This window comes from Helicobacter sp. 12S02232-10 (assembly GCF_002272895.1).
In the GTDB taxonomy this organism is placed as follows: domain Bacteria; phylum Campylobacterota; class Campylobacteria; order Campylobacterales; family Helicobacteraceae; genus Helicobacter_J.
In genome coordinates, this window is record NZ_MLAQ01000017.1 from 1 (window position 1) to 18,538 (window position 18,538).

17 protein-coding genes are annotated in these 18,538 nt (G+C 34.8%); 8 read left to right on the forward strand and 9 right to left on the reverse strand.

The features are described 5' to 3' along the window. Nucleotides 1-138: 138 nt before the first annotated feature. From BKH41_RS09065 to BKH41_RS09075, 3 genes are read right to left on the reverse strand one after another with little or no spacing between them, the layout of a single operon-like run. Nucleotides 139-1,161, reverse strand: coding sequence for an ABC transporter substrate-binding protein (locus BKH41_RS09065; RefSeq protein ID WP_180762802.1), 1,023 nt, complete (start codon nt 1,159-1,161; stop codon nt 139-141). After that, complete coding sequence (locus tag BKH41_RS09070) at nt 1,158-1,796, reverse strand: hypothetical protein (protein WP_219350029.1); 639 nt, start codon at nt 1,794-1,796, stop codon at nt 1,158-1,160. The genes BKH41_RS09065 and BKH41_RS09070 overlap by 4 nt, the downstream gene beginning before the upstream one ends. Before the next feature lie 2 nt (nt 1,797-1,798). Beyond that, entirely contained in the window at nt 1,799-2,422 is a 624-nt protein-coding gene (locus BKH41_RS09075; protein ID WP_095299266.1) for an aspartate/tyrosine/aromatic aminotransferase, read from the reverse strand. A gap of 186 nt (nt 2,423-2,608) precedes the next feature. On the opposite strand from BKH41_RS09075, the gene BKH41_RS09080 reads away from it, so the two are divergent. From BKH41_RS09080 to BKH41_RS09115, 8 genes are all read left to right on the forward strand, one after another. Next, a complete protein-coding gene (locus BKH41_RS09080) occupies nt 2,609-4,705 on the forward strand; it encodes a TonB-dependent receptor (protein WP_257875454.1) in 2,097 nt (698 codons plus the stop codon). A 9-nt stretch (nt 4,706-4,714) separates the two neighbouring features. Further along, nucleotides 4,715-5,704, forward strand: coding sequence for an iron ABC transporter permease (locus BKH41_RS09085; protein WP_095299268.1), 990 nt, complete (start codon nt 4,715-4,717; stop codon nt 5,702-5,704). Continuing rightward, nucleotides 5,701-6,462, forward strand: coding sequence for an ABC transporter ATP-binding protein (locus tag BKH41_RS09090; RefSeq protein ID WP_095299270.1), 762 nt, complete (start codon nt 5,701-5,703; stop codon nt 6,460-6,462). Before BKH41_RS09085 ends, BKH41_RS09090 begins: the two co-directional genes overlap by 4 nt. Before the next feature lie 152 nt (nt 6,463-6,614). After that, nucleotides 6,615-7,805 carry a histidinol-phosphate transaminase gene (locus tag BKH41_RS09095; protein WP_095299272.1) on the forward strand — a complete coding sequence of 397 codons (1,191 nt, stop codon included), beginning with the start codon at nt 6,615-6,617 and terminating at the stop codon, nt 7,803-7,805. A 173-nt stretch (nt 7,806-7,978) separates the two neighbouring features. Continuing rightward, nucleotides 7,979-9,379 carry an amino acid permease gene (locus tag BKH41_RS09100; RefSeq protein ID WP_095299273.1) on the forward strand — a complete coding sequence of 467 codons (1,401 nt, stop codon included), beginning with the start codon at nt 7,979-7,981 and terminating at the stop codon, nt 9,377-9,379. 25 nt (nt 9,380-9,404) lie between these two features. Continuing rightward, nucleotides 9,405-10,352, forward strand: coding sequence for an arginase (gene rocF / locus BKH41_RS09105; protein ID WP_095299275.1), 948 nt, complete (start codon nt 9,405-9,407; stop codon nt 10,350-10,352). Next, complete coding sequence (locus BKH41_RS09110; protein WP_095299277.1) at nt 10,349-10,867, forward strand: DNA-deoxyinosine glycosylase; 519 nt, start codon at nt 10,349-10,351, stop codon at nt 10,865-10,867. The genes rocF and BKH41_RS09110 overlap by 4 nt, the downstream gene beginning before the upstream one ends. 60 nt (nt 10,868-10,927) lie before the next feature. Then, the gene (locus BKH41_RS09115; protein ID WP_095299279.1) at nt 10,928-12,352 is read left to right on the forward strand and encodes a Do family serine endopeptidase; all 1,425 of its coding nucleotides are present in this window, start codon (nt 10,928-10,930) and stop codon (nt 12,350-12,352) included. Between the two features lie 24 nt (nt 12,353-12,376). On the opposite strand, the gene BKH41_RS09120 is transcribed toward BKH41_RS09115, so the two are convergent. From BKH41_RS09120 to BKH41_RS09140, 6 genes are read right to left on the reverse strand one after another with little or no spacing between them, the layout of a single operon-like run. Continuing rightward, a complete protein-coding gene (locus BKH41_RS09120) occupies nt 12,377-13,546 on the reverse strand; it encodes an MFS transporter (RefSeq protein WP_095299281.1) in 1,170 nt (389 codons plus the stop codon). A gap of 39 nt (nt 13,547-13,585) precedes the next feature. Next, the gene (locus BKH41_RS09125; protein WP_095299283.1) at nt 13,586-14,386 is read right to left on the reverse strand and encodes a helical backbone metal receptor; all 801 of its coding nucleotides are present in this window, start codon (nt 14,384-14,386) and stop codon (nt 13,586-13,588) included. Continuing rightward, complete coding sequence (locus BKH41_RS10200) at nt 14,383-14,787, reverse strand: ABC transporter ATP-binding protein (protein WP_143428729.1); 405 nt, start codon at nt 14,785-14,787, stop codon at nt 14,383-14,385. The genes BKH41_RS09125 and BKH41_RS10200 overlap by 4 nt, the downstream gene beginning before the upstream one ends. A gap of 5 nt (nt 14,788-14,792) precedes the next feature. After that, complete coding sequence (locus BKH41_RS10010; RefSeq protein WP_143428730.1) at nt 14,793-15,167, reverse strand: ABC transporter ATP-binding protein; 375 nt, start codon at nt 15,165-15,167, stop codon at nt 14,793-14,795. Further along, a complete protein-coding gene (locus BKH41_RS09135; RefSeq protein ID WP_095299285.1) occupies nt 15,161-16,108 on the reverse strand; it encodes an iron ABC transporter permease in 948 nt (315 codons plus the stop codon). Before BKH41_RS09135 ends, BKH41_RS10010 begins: the two co-directional genes overlap by 7 nt. Next, nucleotides 16,098-18,203, reverse strand: coding sequence for a TonB-dependent receptor (locus BKH41_RS09140; RefSeq protein ID WP_095299288.1), 2,106 nt, complete (start codon nt 18,201-18,203; stop codon nt 16,098-16,100). Before BKH41_RS09140 ends, BKH41_RS09135 begins: the two co-directional genes overlap by 11 nt. Nucleotides 18,204-18,538 lie beyond the last annotated feature (335 nt).

Consider the following 18,538-nt stretch of genomic DNA (forward strand, 5'->3'; position numbering starts at 1 on the left):
TCTTATTATCTTATTATCTTATTAGTTTATTAGTTTATTAGTTTATTAGTTTATTAGTTTATTGGGCGGGATTGTTGATCTTTGGTTCTTTGGTTCTTCTTGCTTTGTTTTTGATTTAAAGGGTGGGGTATAGAAGCATTATCGCAATATCCCTGCTTTTCTACTTGGATGTAAAATTTTTTGCATTTGGGTTTCTTTCAAGTCTATATTATAGAACTCTTTAAAATGTTCTTTTAATTCTTTTTCTATATTTATCGAAGAAAAAATCTCAGGATGATTGTGTTTGGAAAGCCACATTAAAAAGATTGAAAATTCTGCTGAAGGGGCAAACCATCGGTAAGTTCCTAGTGGAATTTTATACACGTGCTTGTTTTTAATAGCATTGATTCCTTCCCAAAGTTTAGAATTCAATAAATCTTGAGGCATTGCAGAAGTGAAATTGGTGATGTAGATGATATCAGGATTGAGAGAATAAATTTCTTCCAAGCTTACTTTTTTACTCCCGACAAAATTTGGAAATATGTTTTGTGCTCCCGAAGCTTCTAATAAATAATTAGCAAAAAGCCCATCAGCAACGATCTCATTTTCTGTATATCGATGCAGTATTAAAGCTTTAGGTTTTTGTTTGGCTACCTTGAGTTTATTTTGAATGGACATTTGTACTTTTTCATTTTTGTCTATAATTTTTTGTGCTAAATTTTCTTTGTCTAAAACTTTACCGATAATTTCGAGCCAATTTTTTAGAGTAAGCTTGTAGTTATAATTATCGATATTTACACTTAGGGTGATGGTAGGAATTCCAATCTTATTCAAGGAATCACAAAGTTTTCTGTTAGCTTGATGACAAAAAGCTAGATCGGGGTTGAGTTTTAAAATTTCTTCAATATTTTCAGTATTACCGCTATGGATTTTCAAAATCTCAGGATAAAAATCATAAAGAACAGATTCTTTAAGTGCGTTTAAACTCGCTTTTGGTATCTGAGATAATCTGTTTGTCTTGGAATCTAGTAAGATAATAATAGAAGGTAGGGGCCACATCCCTCCGACAACGGCAATTCTTTCTATTTTATTTGGAATTTCTATAGTCTTTCCCAAAGAATCCTTGAGACTTAATCCGATAGATAGATTTACATAAATCAATAATAGAGCAAAAAATTTCATTTGCAAACTCTTTGATTTGAAAGTAAAATATCTTCGTGTATCCATTCCATAAATTTGTCGAAGAAAAATTCCGTTTTTGGCATAAAGCCAAACCCAAAATGAAAATCTGGATCAAGCGAAGTAACATAAAGATTTCCCTCAAAACTGACGCTGTCTTTATAAATGATGCTTTCACCCAATTCATTCACCAAGATATTTTCACAACCATCGTTTGGATAGAATACTCCGTGATAATGCCATTTAGCATCATCAATAGAGATTTTATTGAATAACATATGTGAAGGGTTTGGGGCATAAAGAGGTAGATCAGCATTTGGGATTACCCACCACCAGAAATTTGTAGGATAATCTCGCCATCTTATTCCATCTATATAGGTCTTTGGCATTTCACCAAAAAGCACTAAATTTCCACCTTTTTCAAGATAGTTTTGAAGTTTATGTTTATTTTCTAATAAAAAATCTTGGTTACATCTTGAGGCAATCAAAATATAATCAAATTCCAAAAGATTGCAATTTTTTAATTCAGGCAAATAAATGCGTTTGCTAAAAAAATTTGCATATTTAGCATTTTTATTAGTAAAAAATTTTTGATGGTAACAACTTCCACCTGTTATAATCGCATTTTTCAATTTCATTTTTATCCTTTGAGCTGTTTCATTTCTTCTGTTATCCATTTTAAGAGACCTATACCCATTCTGCGAGCTGTATTTGTGTCAAAAATACCATAACCCAATAAATCTGCTCCTGCAGTGCTTAAAATAACCCCTTTACTTGAAGTGCGATCAATGTAGGCGACACATTGATCTTGATTATCTTTGAGAATGATTTGAGCATTTGGAGGTGGGTTAAAATATCCTCTGTTAAAAAACCCCTTAACACCGCGCCTATAGTTTAGATCATATTCATTCACGCCTTCAAAAATTTGATGTGTGCAAATTTTAATAACTCTATCTTTGATGGGGACTTCGCTTGGATTATAGAGATTATTTCCAGGCAACCAAGGCAAAAAATTTTGGGCAAAAGAAATGAGAATCTTTGAATCAGAAAGAAATGTTTTAATCTCAGATTGATTTTTTGAAAGATGGATTTCATCAATATTTGTCGGGATAATTGCAACTTTAAAATCTTTTAAATCCCCTTTTTTGAGCCGTGTGTAAATATCAAAGTATTCTAGATGTTCTGCATATAAGAAATGATTGTAAAGACCAGTTTTTTCACAGCCTTGAGAATCCAAATAAGCAATAGATAATTTTTCTAGCATTTTGTCTCCAAAGTTTTATTAATAATTGATAGATATTTTTTAAAATCAGCAAAATTCTATAATATAGATAATTAAAATAATATTAATTATTATTTTTATATTTATTTAAGAAATTTTAAAATATTATTTTTATTTTTTTAAATCTTAATTAATAAAAATCACAATCTTAAATAAGGATAGAGAAATATGAAGGCTATTTATTTTATTATTTTCATTTCTATGATTGTTTTAGCACAAGAGAATATTGATCAAAATAATCAAGACAATGGAAAAATTTATCGACTTGAAAAAATAGTCACACAGGCAAGTATGTCTGAACTCCCATTGGAGGAACAAAGCAAAAGTATTAGTATTATTTCTGAAAAACAAATTTTGCAAAATGTCAGCACAGGGGGGATTCAAAGTTTATTGGAAGAAGTTCCTGGTTTAGCGTATTCTCGATCTGGAGGAATCAATGGACAGATGAGTGTGCGGGGAATGAACTCCAATGATAGCCGATCGGTAGTTTTGCTTGATGGTGTGCGCATTAAGGGGCGAAATACTTTGGAATTCAATACCTTTGATCCTAATTCTATTGAGAACATTGAAGTGATTCGCGGACCGGCTTCTTCTCTATGGGGTTCAGATGCAATGAATGGCATTATCAATCTTAGAAGTCGTCGCTTTTACGGCGATATCCATACTCCTTTTAGCCTAATGCCTAAAATCAGGGCTTTAGATTTTGCTAGTGTCAATAGTTATGTTGGTGGGAGAGCTGAGATTGTTGGTGGGGGCGATGGTTGGGATATTTTGATAGGGGGCAATGCCAAAGGAGGCAAAGATTATCTTACGCCGATTGGAATAGCTAAAAATAGCAGTTTTCAAACTTATGGTGGGGATTTTAACATTGGCTATACAAATTCTAAATCAATGAGATTTTATGCACAAGGGAGATATGAGAATGTCATATCAAGACGAGCCGGTGGTTTAGGGGCGGCTCCGGGGTATCCTTATACAAACATTCGTGAAGATCCGCTTACAGAATATTATTTACGCATTGGGTTGGAGGGTTATGATTTTTCGTTTGCTGATAAGTTGGAATCTTATCTGTATGTAAGAAAATATGATACGGATATTTACAATGATATTACAGGAACGCTTCAGCCCGTTATTAATAGCTATATATTGGGGGGCAGATTTATCGCCGACAAAAAAATGGGGAGTCATTCTGTTGCTTACGGGATTGATTTTTATACTGAATTGGGTCCTCAAGTAAAAGTTTATAAACCTCAAAAAGCCATCCCGAAAAATGTGATAAAAACCCTTTATCGACCTTCTACTTTTACAGACATTGGGATATTTGTCAAGGATGATTGGATAGTGATGGAATCTTGGATATTTTCTGCTTCTGTTCGTGGCGATTATGTTTTGACAACGATTTCTAAAGAACCCCATTTTTCGACTGAAGTGCCCCAAATTTCAAAAATATTAGATGAAAATGGCTTTATCAATGACGGAGCACTTACAGGCGCACTTGGGTCGGTATATTTTTTCAATGAATTTTTTAGCAATGCCATTAATCTTAGTCATAATTTTCGTGTGAGTGGTGCAGGATCGAGAATGAATTCAAGCGTTGCAGGAAATCTGGCTTTAGAGACTATCCCTAACCCTGCATTAAAGCCTGAATATTCTGATACTGCAGAAATCAGTTTTCGAGCACATAGTCTTAATCATTGGGTTTCACTTACGGGGTATTTTACTTATTATACAGATCTTATCACGACAACCACTACTCAGCTTGGCACTCCCAACAGGTATGAAAATATTGGAAAAGTTTATATTGCAGGTGCAGAACTTGGAGGTAGGCATATGTTTTTAGACAATCATTTGCAGTTCTCATACAGCCTTACTTATACCTATGGACAAGATGTTACTCATAACAGACCTTATAAATACATCGCCCCGCTTTATGGCAGGATATCATTGGAATATAATGCCTCAAATTGGTTCTTTAAAATCGTTGAACGTGCTTATTTAGGCAAATCAAAATCGCGTATTGATCCTGCTCAAGAACGTCCAACCAAATCTTATGCAATGAGCGATATTTATATTGGGTGGGATTTGGAAAGATTTTCTGAAAGTTTCAAAGATATGCAAGTTATCATCGGTGTAGAAAATCTTTTTAATGCTGTAGGAAGAAATCCCGTTACGATTGAAAATTTGAAATATCCCAATGATTTAGTGGGAAACCCACTTGTAGAGCCAGGCAGAAATTTCATACTCAAATATGCTTATAAATATTGAGGATGATTAATGAAAACAATTCTTTTGTGGTTTTTGCTTTTGGTGTTTTGTGTGGTTGCATTATGGATAGGAAGATATGAGATGGGTTGGAGGCAAATCGGTTGTGTTTTTTTATCTTGGTTTCAAGAAGGGATTTGTGAGCAAAATAGAAATGCCCAAATTATTTTAAGCCTCAGATTGCCAAGAATTGTGTTGGAAATTTTTGTCGGGATGGGTTTGGCAGCAAGCGGAGCAAGTTTTCAGAGTGTGTTTAAAAATCCCCTTGCCACACCTGATATTTTAGGGGTCAGTAGCGGAGCGTCTTTTGGAGCGATTTTAGGATTGGTTTTAGGATTAGGAAAAATGGGGATGATTGCCATTTCTTTGGGGTTTGGTTTTCTTGCCCTTGGCGTTGTGGCTCTTATTGCCAAAGGGAGTCAGGAGTATGGAACAATTATGCTTGTACTTGGAGGCATCATAGTTTCAGCGCTTTTTCAAAGCTTTTTATCCTTGATAAAATATATCGCTGATCCTCAAGATGTTTTGCCTGCGATTACGTATTGGCTTTTGGGTTCTCTGCAAGTAAGTGGGTTTGATGAGATTTATTTGGGAATTATAGGGATTGCTATGGGTTGTGTTATTATTTATCTTTTTAGATGGAAGCTTAATATTCTTGCTCTTGATGATGATGAAGCTAGGAGTTTGGGGATAAGATTAAGGTTTTATCGGACGCTTTTTATTTGCTCAAGTACATTAGTAGTTGTCTTTGTTGTTTCAATGTGTGGGTTGATTGGGTGGGTGGGGCTTCTCATTCCTCATATGGCTCGCTTGCTTCGGGGAAGTGATAATGCTGAAGTCATCCCATTGAGCCTTGCTTTTGGGGCAATTTTTATGGTTTTTTTAGACACGCTTTCTAGGAGTATCAGCACAGATGAAATTCCTGTTTCAATTTTGAGTGCGCTTTTTGGAGCCCCTTTGTTTATTTATATTCTCAAAAATAATAAAGGAATAAGATTGTGAGTTTATTTAGCGTGAGAAATGGAGGCTTTTATCGAAAAAACAAAAGAATTTTAGAGGATCTCAATCTTGATTTAAATGCGGGGGAGATACTTTGTGTATTGGGTTGCAACGGAATTGGCAAAACGACGTTTTTAAAATGTTGTATGGGGTTTTTGGAATGGAGCAATGGTGAAAGCTTGCTTTTTGGACAAAATATTGTTTCAATGCGTGATTTTTGGAAAAAAGTTTCTTATGTTCCTCAGGCTAAAAATATGCATATGGGTATAAAAGTTGTGGATATGGTATTGCTTGGTTGTAATCCGATATTGCAATTTCGCCCAAAAAAACAACATCTGAATAAAGCAATGGAAACATTGGAGGATTTGGGTATCTTGCATTTAGCCCATTCCTATTGTCATCTTTTAAGCGGCGGGGAACTGCAGATGGTTTTATTTGCACGTGCATTAGTGAGTGATCCCTTACTTTTAGTGCTTGATGAGCCTGAATCTAATTTGGATATGAAAAATCAGCTTGTAATTTTGGATTTGCTCAAAAAACTTTCCTCAAAAGGTGTGAGCGTTTTGTTAAACACGCATTATATTAATCACGCTTTCAAAATTTCTCAAAAATGTCTTTTGCTTTATCGCGAAAAGCATATTCCTAAGCATATTTACGGGAATATGAGCGAAGTTTTAAAAATAGATTATTTGAGTAAAATTTTTGATGTTCCTTTAGCAGCCTTTGAAGATAATTATTTTGATTTTGGTATTAAGACTTGAAAAAAATCTTGCTTATAAATATTTTATTTTTCAGCTATTTGTTACTTTTATTAACATCAGTCAAATATTTATAGATTAAAATTATTTTTATTGATGATATTTTGGAATTAAAAGTATATTAAATAGTATATAAATTACATAAAGGATATATTATGACATCAAAAACACAAGAATTCGTTCAAAGTCGTCGCAATTTGCTTAAAACTTCTGCTGCAGCTGTGTGGGGGTCGTTATTATTGAGTGGGCTTTCTCCAATGCTTCAAGCCAAAGAAGCGCCAAAGATATCCCCTAAAGGATCTTTGCCTATAAGATTAATGAATAATGAAAACCCCTTAGGAATGTCTCAAAATACCAAGCAGGCTATTTTGGACAATTTGAATAATGCATCTGAATATTTGGGTTATGATAAAAATTCGGCTCGAACACATTTGGCAGAAAATATCGGAAAAAATCTTGATTTTAAAATTGACAATGTGATTTTAGGGAATGGATCATCTGAAGTTATCCAGGCAGCTGTTTATGCCTTTGTCAATCAAGCTCGACTTGCAAAAAAATCTGTTCAAATTATTGTAGGAGATCCTACATTTGAGTATGCTGAACTTTATGGAAAGCCTACGGGTGCTTCAATTATTAAAGTTCCAGTGAATTCGAAAATGCAATTAGATATTCCTGCGATGCAAAAAAAGGCACAAAATTTCAAAGGTATTTCCATCGTTTATATTTGTAACCCCAATAATCCTACCGGCACAATTGCTTCGGCGCAACAGATTGAAAATTGGGTTAATGCTTCATCTAAAGATATTTTATTTATTTTTGATGAGGCATATGCAGAATATGCCGGAGCAGATTTTAAAAGCGGTTTGAAATATATCAAAGAGGGAAGAAAAAATATTCTAGTAACTCGGACTTTTTCTAAAATTTATGGTTTAGCAGGCTTGAGGATAGGTTATGGCATTGCTGATCCTCAAGTGATCAAAGATTTACAAAATTTTATAGGACTTGATAATATTAATTATTTGGCTGCTTATGCTGGGCTTGCTGCATTGGCAGATAAAGCATTTGCTCAAAAAAGCATTCAAACCAATGAGAAATCTAAAAAAGTAGTCTATGATGGATTTAAAGAGCTTAAAATCAAATATATTCCGACCTATGCTAATTTTGTATTTTATGAAATTAAAGGGGATTTAAAGGTTTATATCGATCAAATGAAATCAGAGCAAATTTTGGTTGGACGCCCATTCCCGCCATTGCTTACATACAATCGAGTGAGCTTGGGAACGCCTGAGGAAATGCAAACCTTTATCGGGGTTTTGAAAAAGTTTCGTTCTCAAGGAAAAATATAAAATCTATTTTTTAGTTTGAGATGAGAAATTCAAACTTATCAGACAGATAAGATGATGGGTTTGATTCAAAGCGAATTCTCTCACATACGATTTTGTTTGTGCAGGCAAAGTAGTTTTGACTTATAGCAAGGTATTTTTTAGATAAAATATAATATTTATGGGGGTGGTTTGTGATGAAGTCCAAAGAAAATGGTCTGATCAGGGATATCAAATTGAGACATCTTTTGATGATTGCGTTTGGTGGGGCTATCGGAACGGGTCTTTTTGTTGGAACTGGGGGAAATATTCATAATGCCGGACCTCTTGGAACACTTATCGCCTATGCCGTAGGGGGTATCATTATTTATAGTGTTATGCTTTCTTTGGGTGAGCTTGCCAGCTCTTTCCCAAATACGGGGAGTTTTGGGGATTATGCTTATCGTTTTATTGGTCCAGGAACGGGATATATGATTTTTTGGCTTTATTGGTTGGGCTGGGTGATCAGTGTGGGGGTAGAGTATATTGCAATTGGTTTTTTAATGCAATATTGGTTCCCGAGTATTCCTGTGTATGAGTGGGTCATAGCTTGCGTTGTCTTGATTTTTTTGTTGAACTCCTTTTCGGTGAAAATATTTGCTGAAAGTGAATTTATTTTGAGTCTGATTAAGACAATGGCGGTATTTGTATTCATCATCATTGGTTTTGCAGCTATCATCTATCATTTCTATCTCAATGGTTTTGGTGCTATTTTTGAGAATTTTTATTTCCAGAAAGGCGGATTATTTCCAAATGGTATTTATGCAGTTTTGGGGACTATTTTAGCAGTAATTTTTGCCTTTACAGGAACAGAAATTATTGGTGTTGCCGTAGGTGAGACAAAAAATCCCGTCCAAGTAATGCCCAAAGCTATCAAAGCAACTTTAGTGCGGATCATCTTTTTCTTTATCGGGTCTGTATTTATTATTTCGGTATTTTTGCCTATGAATGACTCTACAATCACACAAAGTCCATTTGTGAGTGTTTTAGAGAGAATTCGTCTTCCATTTTTGAAAGAAGGCATTCCATATGCGGCTTCAATAATGAATTTTATCATCATCACTGCACTTATTTCTACAGCTAATTCAGGGCTTTATGGGGCTTCTAGAATGATTTATGGTTTGGCAGAAAAAAAAATGTATTTTTCAATTTTTGCCAAACTTAATAAAAGAGGGACGCCTATTTTTGCATTATATTTGTCGATAGGTTTTTCTTTGGTCGCTTTATTTACTGCAGAATTTGCTCCGGCAACTGTTGTTGAAATGCTCATATCTGTGGTGAGTTTCACAGTTATCATTGTTTGGGTCAGCATATTGATATCCCAGTATATTTTTCGCAAACGCTATTTAGCGGAGGGAAAATTACTGAAAGATTTGCCTTATCGAACACCTTTTACACCTTTTACGCAAATAATAGGGATTTTAGGATGTCTTATCGGGGTTGTTGGGGCTTATTTTGACCCGCAACAACGCATAGGTATTTGGGCGACGATTATTTATATTGCCTTATGTTATGTCATTTATTTTTTAACTAAAAATAAATTTGGAAAAGCAAAATAGTATCTATAATAACGGAGCAAATATTATGGCATTGCAATTAGTAGAAATTTATTCAGATATCGGAGCTTCTAAAAGGGGTTCTGCAAAAGGGGTAGGTTTATTGGATGATATGCTCAAACAAAATCATAAAAGTCTGATAGAAAAGGCATTAAAAATTATTAATGATTGTGAGATTTTAGAAGATCGGCGTGAACCTGATTATTCAAAGAATATCCAAACCATTTATAAATTTTTTAAGGAAAAATTAATTCCAACGATGAATGAAGTTATTTTGAGTGGAAAATTTCCTGTGATTTTGAGTGGGGATCATTCCAATGCTTTGGGAACTTTGAGTGCTTTTAAAAACGCTTATGCCAAAGAGTCTATAGGAATTATTTGGGTTGATGCTCATTCGGATTTACACACTCCTTATGATACATCTTCGGGAAATATTCACGGTATGCCTTTGGGAGGAGTATTAAATGTGGTTACATCAGGAGAAAATTCATTGCAGAAAACAACAATGCGACAATGGGAAGAATTATGCTCTTTGGGAACGAAAATAAATAATATAAAACCTCAAAACATTGTTTATGTGGGAGTGCGGAGTATGGAGAAGTCTGAAAGAGAGATGATTGAAAAGTTCAAGATTCCTCTTTATGCGATTGCAGAGATTAGACAAGATATTCCTTTGGCGATTGCAAAAATTGCAGCTTATTTAAAAGATGTTGATCGTATTTATTTAAGTGTTGATGCTGATGTTTTAGACGGAAAGATTTTCACTTCGACAGGGGTAAGGGAAAATAATGGGCTTTATCCTGCTGAGCTTGATACTTGTATCGGACTTTTGATAGAAAAGTTAGGACAAAAGCTTATTGCCCTTGAATTTACCGAATTCAATCCTGCACTTAAAGATTCTAATCCTAAAGATGATCAAGTGCTTTTGGGGATCATCTCAAGAGCTATAAGCAAATTGGAACGTATGGGGGAATGAAATTATTTTTGAAACACCCTTTTGAACCTATTTATGACAAGAATTCTAAGATCTTGATTTTAGGTTCATTTCCTTCAAAGGTTTCGAGAGAAAATTTTTATTACCATCACCTGCAAAATCGGTTTTGGAAGGTTTTGTGCCTATTATTTAAAAAACCTTTTTTAGAAGATGTGCAATCAAGGATTGATTTTTTGCTAGATAATCATATTGCCTTGTGGGATGTCATTTCAAGTTGTGAAATCAAAGGATCAAGCGATGCAAGCATTCAAAACGTAGTTCCTAACGATATCAGTTTGATTCTTAAAAATTCTTCGGTGAAAAAGATTTTTGCCAATGGCAAGAAAGCAGCTGAACTCTATGTGAAGCATTGCTATCCAAATATTAAACAAGATATTTTTGTACTGCCCTCAACAAGTCCGGCAAATGCCAAATATAGCTTGGAATCATTGCTCAAAGAATGGAGAATTATCTGCTTACAGAACTATGAAGAAGCAGATAAATTTTCAGTTTTTTAAATATTTATAATTTTGATTTAAAATTTTTCTTTAAAATTACCTTAAAATCAGGAGTTATTTATGAAATATAAAATTTTAATCAGTGCGGTTTTGGCAGGAGCATTGAGTTTAAATGCCTTTAGCATTGAGAATATGCCAAATGTGAATAAGCGTGTCAGTCCCGATATTTCTTCAAATGCAGTGTATTCTTATAATGCCTCTGTTAAAGATGCTACTCAAGCTGTTGTAAATATCTCAACGCAAAAAAAGATTAAAAACCAGATCACAAACAATCCGATGTTTAATGATCCTTTTTTCCAACAATTTTTTGGTGATTTTTATAATCAAATACCCAAAGACAGAGTTGAAAGAGCTTTAGGAAGTGGTGTAATTGTTTCTTCTGATGGCTATATCGTAACCAATAATCACGTAATTGATGGTGCCGATAAGATTACGGTTACGTTGCCTGGAAGCACAGAAGAATATGCTGCAACTCTTATTGGTGCAGATGCCGATAGTGATTTGGCAGTTATCCGTATCAATAAGCAAAATTTGCCTTTTATAAAATTTTCAAATAGTTCTGATTTGCTTGTAGGAGATGTGGTATTTGCTATTGGAAATCCTTTTGGGGTAGGAGAAACGGTAACACAAGGGATTGTCTCTGCACTCAATAAAAACGGAATGGGCATTAATAATTATGAGAATTTTATCCAAACAGATGCTTCAATCAATCCGGGAAATTCCGGTGGCGCACTTATAGATAGTCGTGGTGCTCTAGTGGGTATCAATACTGCGATTATTTCAAGAACAGGGGGGAATCACGGCATTGGCTTTGCCATACCTTCAAATATGGTAAAAAGTGTTGTAACCCAATTGATTAAAAATGGCAAAATTGAAAGAGGATATCTTGGCGTAGGTATTCAGGATATTAGCAATGATTTGAGGGGGACTTATGGGGATAAGCAAGGCGCTGTCATTATCAGTCTTGAAAAAGACTCTCCGGCAAAAAAAGCAGGATTGATGGTGTGGGATTTGATCACTGAGGTCGATGGTAAAAAGATCAAAGATGCTGCTGAGCTTAAAAATATTATTGGTTCGCTAAGTCCTAATCAAAAAATTACTTTGAAATATATTCGAGATAAAAAAGAGCATACCATCACAATCACTTTGGCTGAAAGGAAAAATAGCAATAAGAAAGAAGTTACGGTTCCTAAGGGCAATATGCAAGGACAGCTTAGTGGATTGAAAGTCGAAACATTGACACCTCAAATCCGACAAAGATATAAAATACCAAATGATATTAATGGCGTGATAGTCAGTTCCGTTGCTGAAAATTCAGCTGCTGAAGAGGCAGGTTTTTCACAAGGAGATATTATTTCTCAAATTGAAGATATTAGTATTAAAACTACTGCAGATTTTACCAATGCATTGAATAAATACAAAGGTAAAACCAAGAGAATTTTAGTTTATGGCAGCAATGGAGTCAAAACTATTGTCACAAAGTAATTTTTATTTTTTATAAGAACAACTCTAAATTGTTTTAGAGTTGTTCGCTTTATATGCAAAAAAAATCAATATTAATGAAAGAACAAAGAATAAGGCTAAGGGCGGTTTCCAAGAGTTGGAAAGATCATAAATAAACCCTAGAAATATTGGACCTAAAGCAGCGATTAAATAGCCCAAAGATTGTGCCATTCCCGATAAGCGCGCTACATTTTGAGGCGATGAGGCTTTGATTGAGATAAATAAAAGTGCAATGCCAAACACGCCACCCATTGGGAAAGCTAGCAGGATAGTTGCAATAAATATCATAGGAACGCTATTTTGAAAATATAATATTATGAATGCAAGTGCATACATTACGCACAAAAATGCCGTTACGATATGGCGATTTTTATTGCGCACTCTAGCAAGCAACATTGGGGCAAAAAAAGCCACTGGTAATGAACAGAGCTGATAAAGCAGAGTCATATTTGAGGCAAAATAGAGACTGAAGCCTTTTTGAGTGAGAATGGATGGAAACCAAGCGACCACACTATAAAAAATTAGCGATTGAGTTCCCATAAAAAGTGTGATCCACCAGGCTGTTGATGTTTTATGGATAGATATGGAATGGATTGCTTGGGCTTTGTTGGTTTGGTATTTTCTTCTACCTTTTAAGTGCGGGTACCATAGAAATAATGCACATATGGCAATTATGACCCATAGACCCAGTGCATTTTCCCATCCCAAATGCAAAGAAATTGCCATAGGAACGGATGTGCCTGCACCTATGGTTGCAGAGATGACTAAAACAAGCGAATAAATTGCCATTATTTTCCCAAAATTTTTTGGAAATTTTGCTTTGATGACACTTGGAAGCAAAACGTTGGCGATGGCAATCCCTGCTCCCATTATTAAAGTCCCGATAAAAAGGCCGATCTCTCCTGTATAAGAACGAATAATTTCCCCCAGAATAATAGACATAATCCCGTAAAACATCATTTGGGTATATTTGAATTTAGAGGCTAAAGGTGAAAAAAAAGCAAATGCCAAGAGAGGCAGCGTCGTGATGAGACCAGCTGTAGCACTAGAAAAGGAGTATTGTTTTTTAATAAGCTCAATTACAGGTCCTACTGCAGTAATGGGTCCGCGTAAATTGAGTGTGATTAAGACAATTCCAAGGAGAATAAATTGATTGATTTTTGTTTTATTTAGCATATGAACTCCAAAATTAAAGCGTTTATTATACTTTAATTTTCAATCAGAAATTTGCTTATAAATCTCTTCTATTTTATCAACGATTGTAGGTGATCCTCGAAGCAAAGAATGAACATTAAGATAAAACATTTGTCTATTTTGTGCTGTTTTGGTTTTGTTTAGCATCGGGTTTGCTTTAAGAAGATCATCTTGATTGTGTATCCTAATCCCATATAAGATTATTTCGGGATTAGCTTGAAAAATATATTCTTGGGATATCACAGGTCTTTTTCCAATAATGTCTTTGAAGATATTATCAATCCCGATAGTTTTGAAAATATCCCCAGGCAATGTGTTTTGTCCGAACGCCATTAGTGGCGAAGCAGAGTAAAGAAAAACCCCTTTTTTATTTAAAGGGTGTTCGCTTAAGCGTTTGATTTTTTCTTGATACTCAGTGATGATTTTTTTAGCTTTTGCTTCCTTGCCCAAAATATTTCCTAGTGTTTGAATATTTTGAGCGATTTCATTGAGGTTATCTGCTTTTAGATAGATTGTTTTGATATGAAATCTCTCAAGATTTTCTTTCAAACCTAAGCTATAGGAGCTTAAGACAACAATATCAGGCTTGAGGGCGATGATTTGTTCTAAAGATGGGTTGGAAAACGTTCCCACACTTTTTAATTTTGAGGTTTTTTCTTTTGGCTCAATTACGGAATTTTGCATTTTTGCAATGCCTAAGATTTGCTCTTCTCCCCCTAGAAGATAGATAATTTCAACGCTTGCAGGATCTAAAACAATCAAACTTTGCTTTGAAATACCAAAACTAAATATGAGGCACAACACTAATAATATTTTTTTCATTTTTTCTCTTTTTTTAAGATCACAAATGGGCGTTCAAGATGAGCAATTACATCACAGGAAAACCCATAAACTTCTTTTAAAATCTGTGGCTGGAATAAATCTTTCGGACTTCCCTCATAAAAAATTTCTCCATTTTTAAGGAAATATATTTTCATACAAAACAGGCTTGCAAGATTGAGATCGTGCAGAACAGATATGATTGTAATTTGCGATTTTATACAAAGCTCTTCGCAAATCTTCATAATATCAATGGCGTAATTCAAATCAAGCGCACTTGTTGGCTCATCTAGCAATAAGATTTTTGGATCTGATACTAAAGCCCTACCCAAAAGAACCCTTTGAAGCTCTCCGCCACTTAAGGTTAGAACAATGCGATTTTTAAGATGTTTGATGCCAAGCATTTCGGTTATATTTTCAATGCGTTCTTTATCTGAGTCCCATATCCTTTGATAGGGTTTTTTAGGCAGGAATACCTGCCCATATAAAGGACATCTTCTACAGATAGTGGCATTGAAAGTGAAGATTTTTGAGGAAGAAAGCCAATAATACTCGCAAGGCTTTTATATGTGTAGTTTGAAATATCTTGATCAAAGATTTCAATACTGCCTGATGAAGGCTTAAGAATGCCTAATATTTGTTTGATTAAAGTAGTTTTTCCACAGCCGTTAGAGCCAAGTATCCCAATGAATTCGCCTTTTTTTGCATTTAAACGGATATTTTTGAGAACTTTGGAAGCATTGTAGCTAAATGATAAATTTTTTATTTGAATAGTATTTACCATTGTTTTAACTTTTGGCAGAAAGCTAAATATAAAAAAAATGGTGCTCCAAAAAATGCCGTGATGACGCCGATAGGGATTTCTATAGGTGCTAATATCGTTCGACCAAATGTGTCGCAAATAAGCAGAAATACCCCGCCTAAAGCACAAGAGGCTGGAAGTAAAATCGAATGATTGTTTGTTTTTAAAAACATACGCATCATATGGGGGATAATTAATCCTACAAATCCTATCAAGCCACTAAATGCGACACAAAAAGCTACACCCAAAGAAGCAACTATCAGAAGATTTTTTTTACATTCAGACACATTGACCCCTAGGCTTTTGGCTTCATCATCCCCGCTCAATAAAATATTTAACTCAAATCTTTTGTAATAAAAATAAATCATACATCCTATCAATGGAATCAAAAGAATCAAAATTTGATTCCAAGAGGCATTCCCGAGATAACCCATTAGCCAAGCAACGATTTTAAAAGAATCTTCGCCAATAAGATAAATTGCAAAGGTCGTAAAAGCACCCAAAAAAGAAGAGACTGCAATGCCAATGATAAGCAATGTAACAATACTTTGTTTCTTAGAAATATAGAAAATCAACAGAGTAAAAGCTGCACAACAAAAAAATCCAAAGACGCCATAATAAAAATCAGGCATTTTAAGCAGATATGCCAATACAGCCCCAAGAGTTGCACTTGAAGCAATGCCAATGATATAAGGATCAGCAATCGGATTGACAAAAACACTTTGAACGACAAGCCCCGAACTTGCCAATAGCATACCGATAAAAATCGCCATCAAGATTCTAGGTGCTCGGATGTCAAAAAGGATAATTTTTGACATTTCGCTCAAATTACTCCAATCAATACCGACGCTTCCAATGCTTAAAGATAGGAGAATGCTCAGAAGATAAGCCAATGCAATCAGCAAATAAAGCTTAAAAATCATATCTTAACTCTGCATAATAGCTCCTTCCTGCAGCAGGTATATAGCCTGCGGGTATATACATATCTGAACTTTTTGCCAATTGGTAGCTAAAGTATTTGGAATTAAAAATATTGCGAACACCTGCATTCAATTTAAAACCTCCTAGACGATAATTCAATCCTAAATCTGTCAGATTATAAGGCTTCATTTTGCTATAGCTTGAGTCTAGTGTGGGTCCGAAGAAGGAGTTATTAGTAAAAATACTTAGAAGTTCTTTAGATGACTTGATGATATCATAGGCAATCCCGAAAGTAATTTTGTATTCTCTTGCAAGAGGAACTTTTTCTCCTTTATGGATGCCTTTGGTGATCTTTGCGTTGAGATAGGAAATAGATTCGTTGAGGTGGAGGGAATCAGAATCCAATAAATCTTGAATGGCGACTAGTTCTACCCCCAACCTTTGAGTTTTATCAAGATTGGTGTAAGTCCAAGTTGTGCCGTGTTCAATTTGATTGACATTGATTTCATCTTGAGTGAGTGTATAATAAAGCGTTGCACTCAAGTAGCTGTAAGAAAATTCATCTTTCCATCCCAATTCGAATGTGTCATAAACTTCAGGTTTTAGTCCGTTGTAATGAATTCCTGTTTTATCCGAATTGGTGAGTTGATTGGGAGCGGGAGTGATAAAGCCACGTTCGTATTTGGCATATACATTTCCTGTGGAGGAATATTTAAAATTTGGTGTAAGCTCAAGGGCATAATTATTTCTAAAAGTCGTTTTGGAATAATTGGGATCATTTTTTGGCGCACCCTTTCCATTCATAATCATTTGGCTCCATTTGTTTCTATCCATAAAATAATGGCTGATTTCATACCTTGCCCCGCCGCTAAGATCAAATTTTTCAAAGAAAGCGTATCGGTCAAGAATATAGATAGAATTGGCAAGTTTATGCCCATTAATGTCAGTTGTCCAGCTGTGATCCATAGCCATCGGTCTTGGAGATATTGTAGTTATGAAAGAATAGTGTGCTTTGGATTTGCGGTAGGCATTTTGATAAAGCAAATCATAACCAAACATCAGTGTATTTTTACCGGCAATATATTTGGCTTTGGCGTTGAAGCCTGCGGCTTGATTGAAAAATCTTGAGCCAGATTGATCAAAAGGCACAGATAAACCCATCGTAGTCAGAGTGCTAACATCTGTTGTGTAATTTACATTATTCATTTGATAAAAGCCCAATAAATCAAAATTCCACGATTGTGTTTTGATACGGTAGTCTGCTGAAACACTCGCAAAATCTTCAGGGCTGATGATTCTACCATTGCCCTGTGCTGTTCTGTCTTTTTCTACTTCTTCAAGCGTTATGGTCGGAGAAGTGGTAGAGAGCGAATGTGAATAGTTGGCATTGAAGTTTAGAGATTGATTTTCGTTTATTTTATAGATGATTTCTGCTCCCCCAAAAAAATTCAATAAGCTGTCCCCTTTTCTGTATCCGCTAGTATTGGCAACGCTTACATCTCCTTTGATAAATAATTTTTCATTGATTTTTTTGCCCCCAGATATATCGGCACGTCCGAAAAATCCATTTTTAGTCTCATAAGATCCGCCCTTTAGGGTAAAGTTGGCATAATTTTTAGGATTTTGCTTCGTGACGATATTGATAACCCCTCCTCGCGTACCATTTCCATAGACTACGGCCCCGCCTCCGGGTATGATTTCTATCGATTCTATGTCTTCAATGTTGATCATTCCGATGGGCGTAACGCCGTGACTTGTGTCTAAAAGATTGATAGGGACGCGATTGATGAGAACTTTGACGGCTGTATTAGCCTTATCACCCTGACCTCGAAGGTCGATATTATCGCCAAAGCCATTATTGGAAAAGGTGAGTAGCGGGACGTATCGGAGCGCTTCGTCTAAAGACTGATAGCCTTTGTTTGTCAAAGTTTCCTTATCGATTACTAAAATATTTCGTGCTTCATCCTTGAGCTGCATATCAAAACCTGTTGCAGAAGTAATCACTCGATTTAAAGTGGCAGTCATCTCATCGACTGCACTTAATGTTTGAAGCATTATAAAATTTGCAATTAGAATTTTATAAAAATTTATTTTCAAGTTTCATCCTTAATCTATTATACAATTTTAGTAATTGTTATCATTATATATTAAAAAACTTTATAAATTCTTTAAATATTCTAATCATCTAGAGCTTTAAAAAAAGAATTTTTCAAATTTATCAAGACATTAAATTGATTTCAAATCCTATGTATTTAAAGATTTGATAACCGACTTAAGGTTATAATCTGCGATTTTATGAGCAAATTACAAAGGAAAAAAATGAATTTAAATAATAAATTAAAAGGAGTTATGCCCCCCCCCCCATAAACCCTTTCAAGATTGTTGTTTTTTTATTAGGGGCGTTACTTATAACAAATCAAAAGAAATTCAAA

What these genes read in the sequence shown, in the direction of transcription:
- BKH41_RS09065 (WP_180762802.1), bottom strand. Translation starts at nt 1,161, where the DNA reads ATGAAATTTTTTGCTCTATTATTGATTTATGTAAATCTATCTATCGGA.
- BKH41_RS09070 (WP_219350029.1), bottom strand. Translation starts at nt 1,796, where the DNA reads ATGAAATTGAAAAATGCGATTATAACAGGTGGAAGTTGTTACCATCAA.
- BKH41_RS09075 (WP_095299266.1), bottom strand. Translation starts at nt 2,422, where the DNA reads ATGCTAGAAAAATTATCTATTGCTTATTTGGATTCTCAAGGCTGTGAA.
- BKH41_RS09080 (WP_257875454.1), top strand. Translation starts at nt 2,609, where the DNA reads ATGAAGGCTATTTATTTTATTATTTTCATTTCTATGATTGTTTTAGCA.
- BKH41_RS09085 (WP_095299268.1), top strand. Translation starts at nt 4,715, where the DNA reads ATGAAAACAATTCTTTTGTGGTTTTTGCTTTTGGTGTTTTGTGTGGTT.
- BKH41_RS09095 (WP_095299272.1), top strand. Translation starts at nt 6,615, where the DNA reads ATGACATCAAAAACACAAGAATTCGTTCAAAGTCGTCGCAATTTGCTT.
- BKH41_RS09100 (WP_095299273.1), top strand. Translation starts at nt 7,979, where the DNA reads ATGAAGTCCAAAGAAAATGGTCTGATCAGGGATATCAAATTGAGACAT.
- rocF (WP_095299275.1), top strand. Translation starts at nt 9,405, where the DNA reads ATGGCATTGCAATTAGTAGAAATTTATTCAGATATCGGAGCTTCTAAA.
- BKH41_RS09110 (WP_095299277.1), top strand. Translation starts at nt 10,349, where the DNA reads ATGAAATTATTTTTGAAACACCCTTTTGAACCTATTTATGACAAGAAT.
- BKH41_RS09115 (WP_095299279.1), top strand. Translation starts at nt 10,928, where the DNA reads ATGAAATATAAAATTTTAATCAGTGCGGTTTTGGCAGGAGCATTGAGT.
- BKH41_RS09120 (WP_095299281.1), bottom strand. Translation starts at nt 13,546, where the DNA reads ATGCTAAATAAAACAAAAATCAATCAATTTATTCTCCTTGGAATTGTC.
- BKH41_RS09125 (WP_095299283.1), bottom strand. Translation starts at nt 14,386, where the DNA reads ATGAAAAAAATATTATTAGTGTTGTGCCTCATATTTAGTTTTGGTATT.
- BKH41_RS10200 (WP_143428729.1), bottom strand. Translation starts at nt 14,787, where the DNA reads ATGCTTGGCATCAAACATCTTAAAAATCGCATTGTTCTAACCTTAAGT.
- BKH41_RS10010 (WP_143428730.1), bottom strand. Translation starts at nt 15,167, where the DNA reads ATGGTAAATACTATTCAAATAAAAAATTTATCATTTAGCTACAATGCT.
- BKH41_RS09135 (WP_095299285.1), bottom strand. Translation starts at nt 16,108, where the DNA reads ATGATTTTTAAGCTTTATTTGCTGATTGCATTGGCTTATCTTCTGAGC.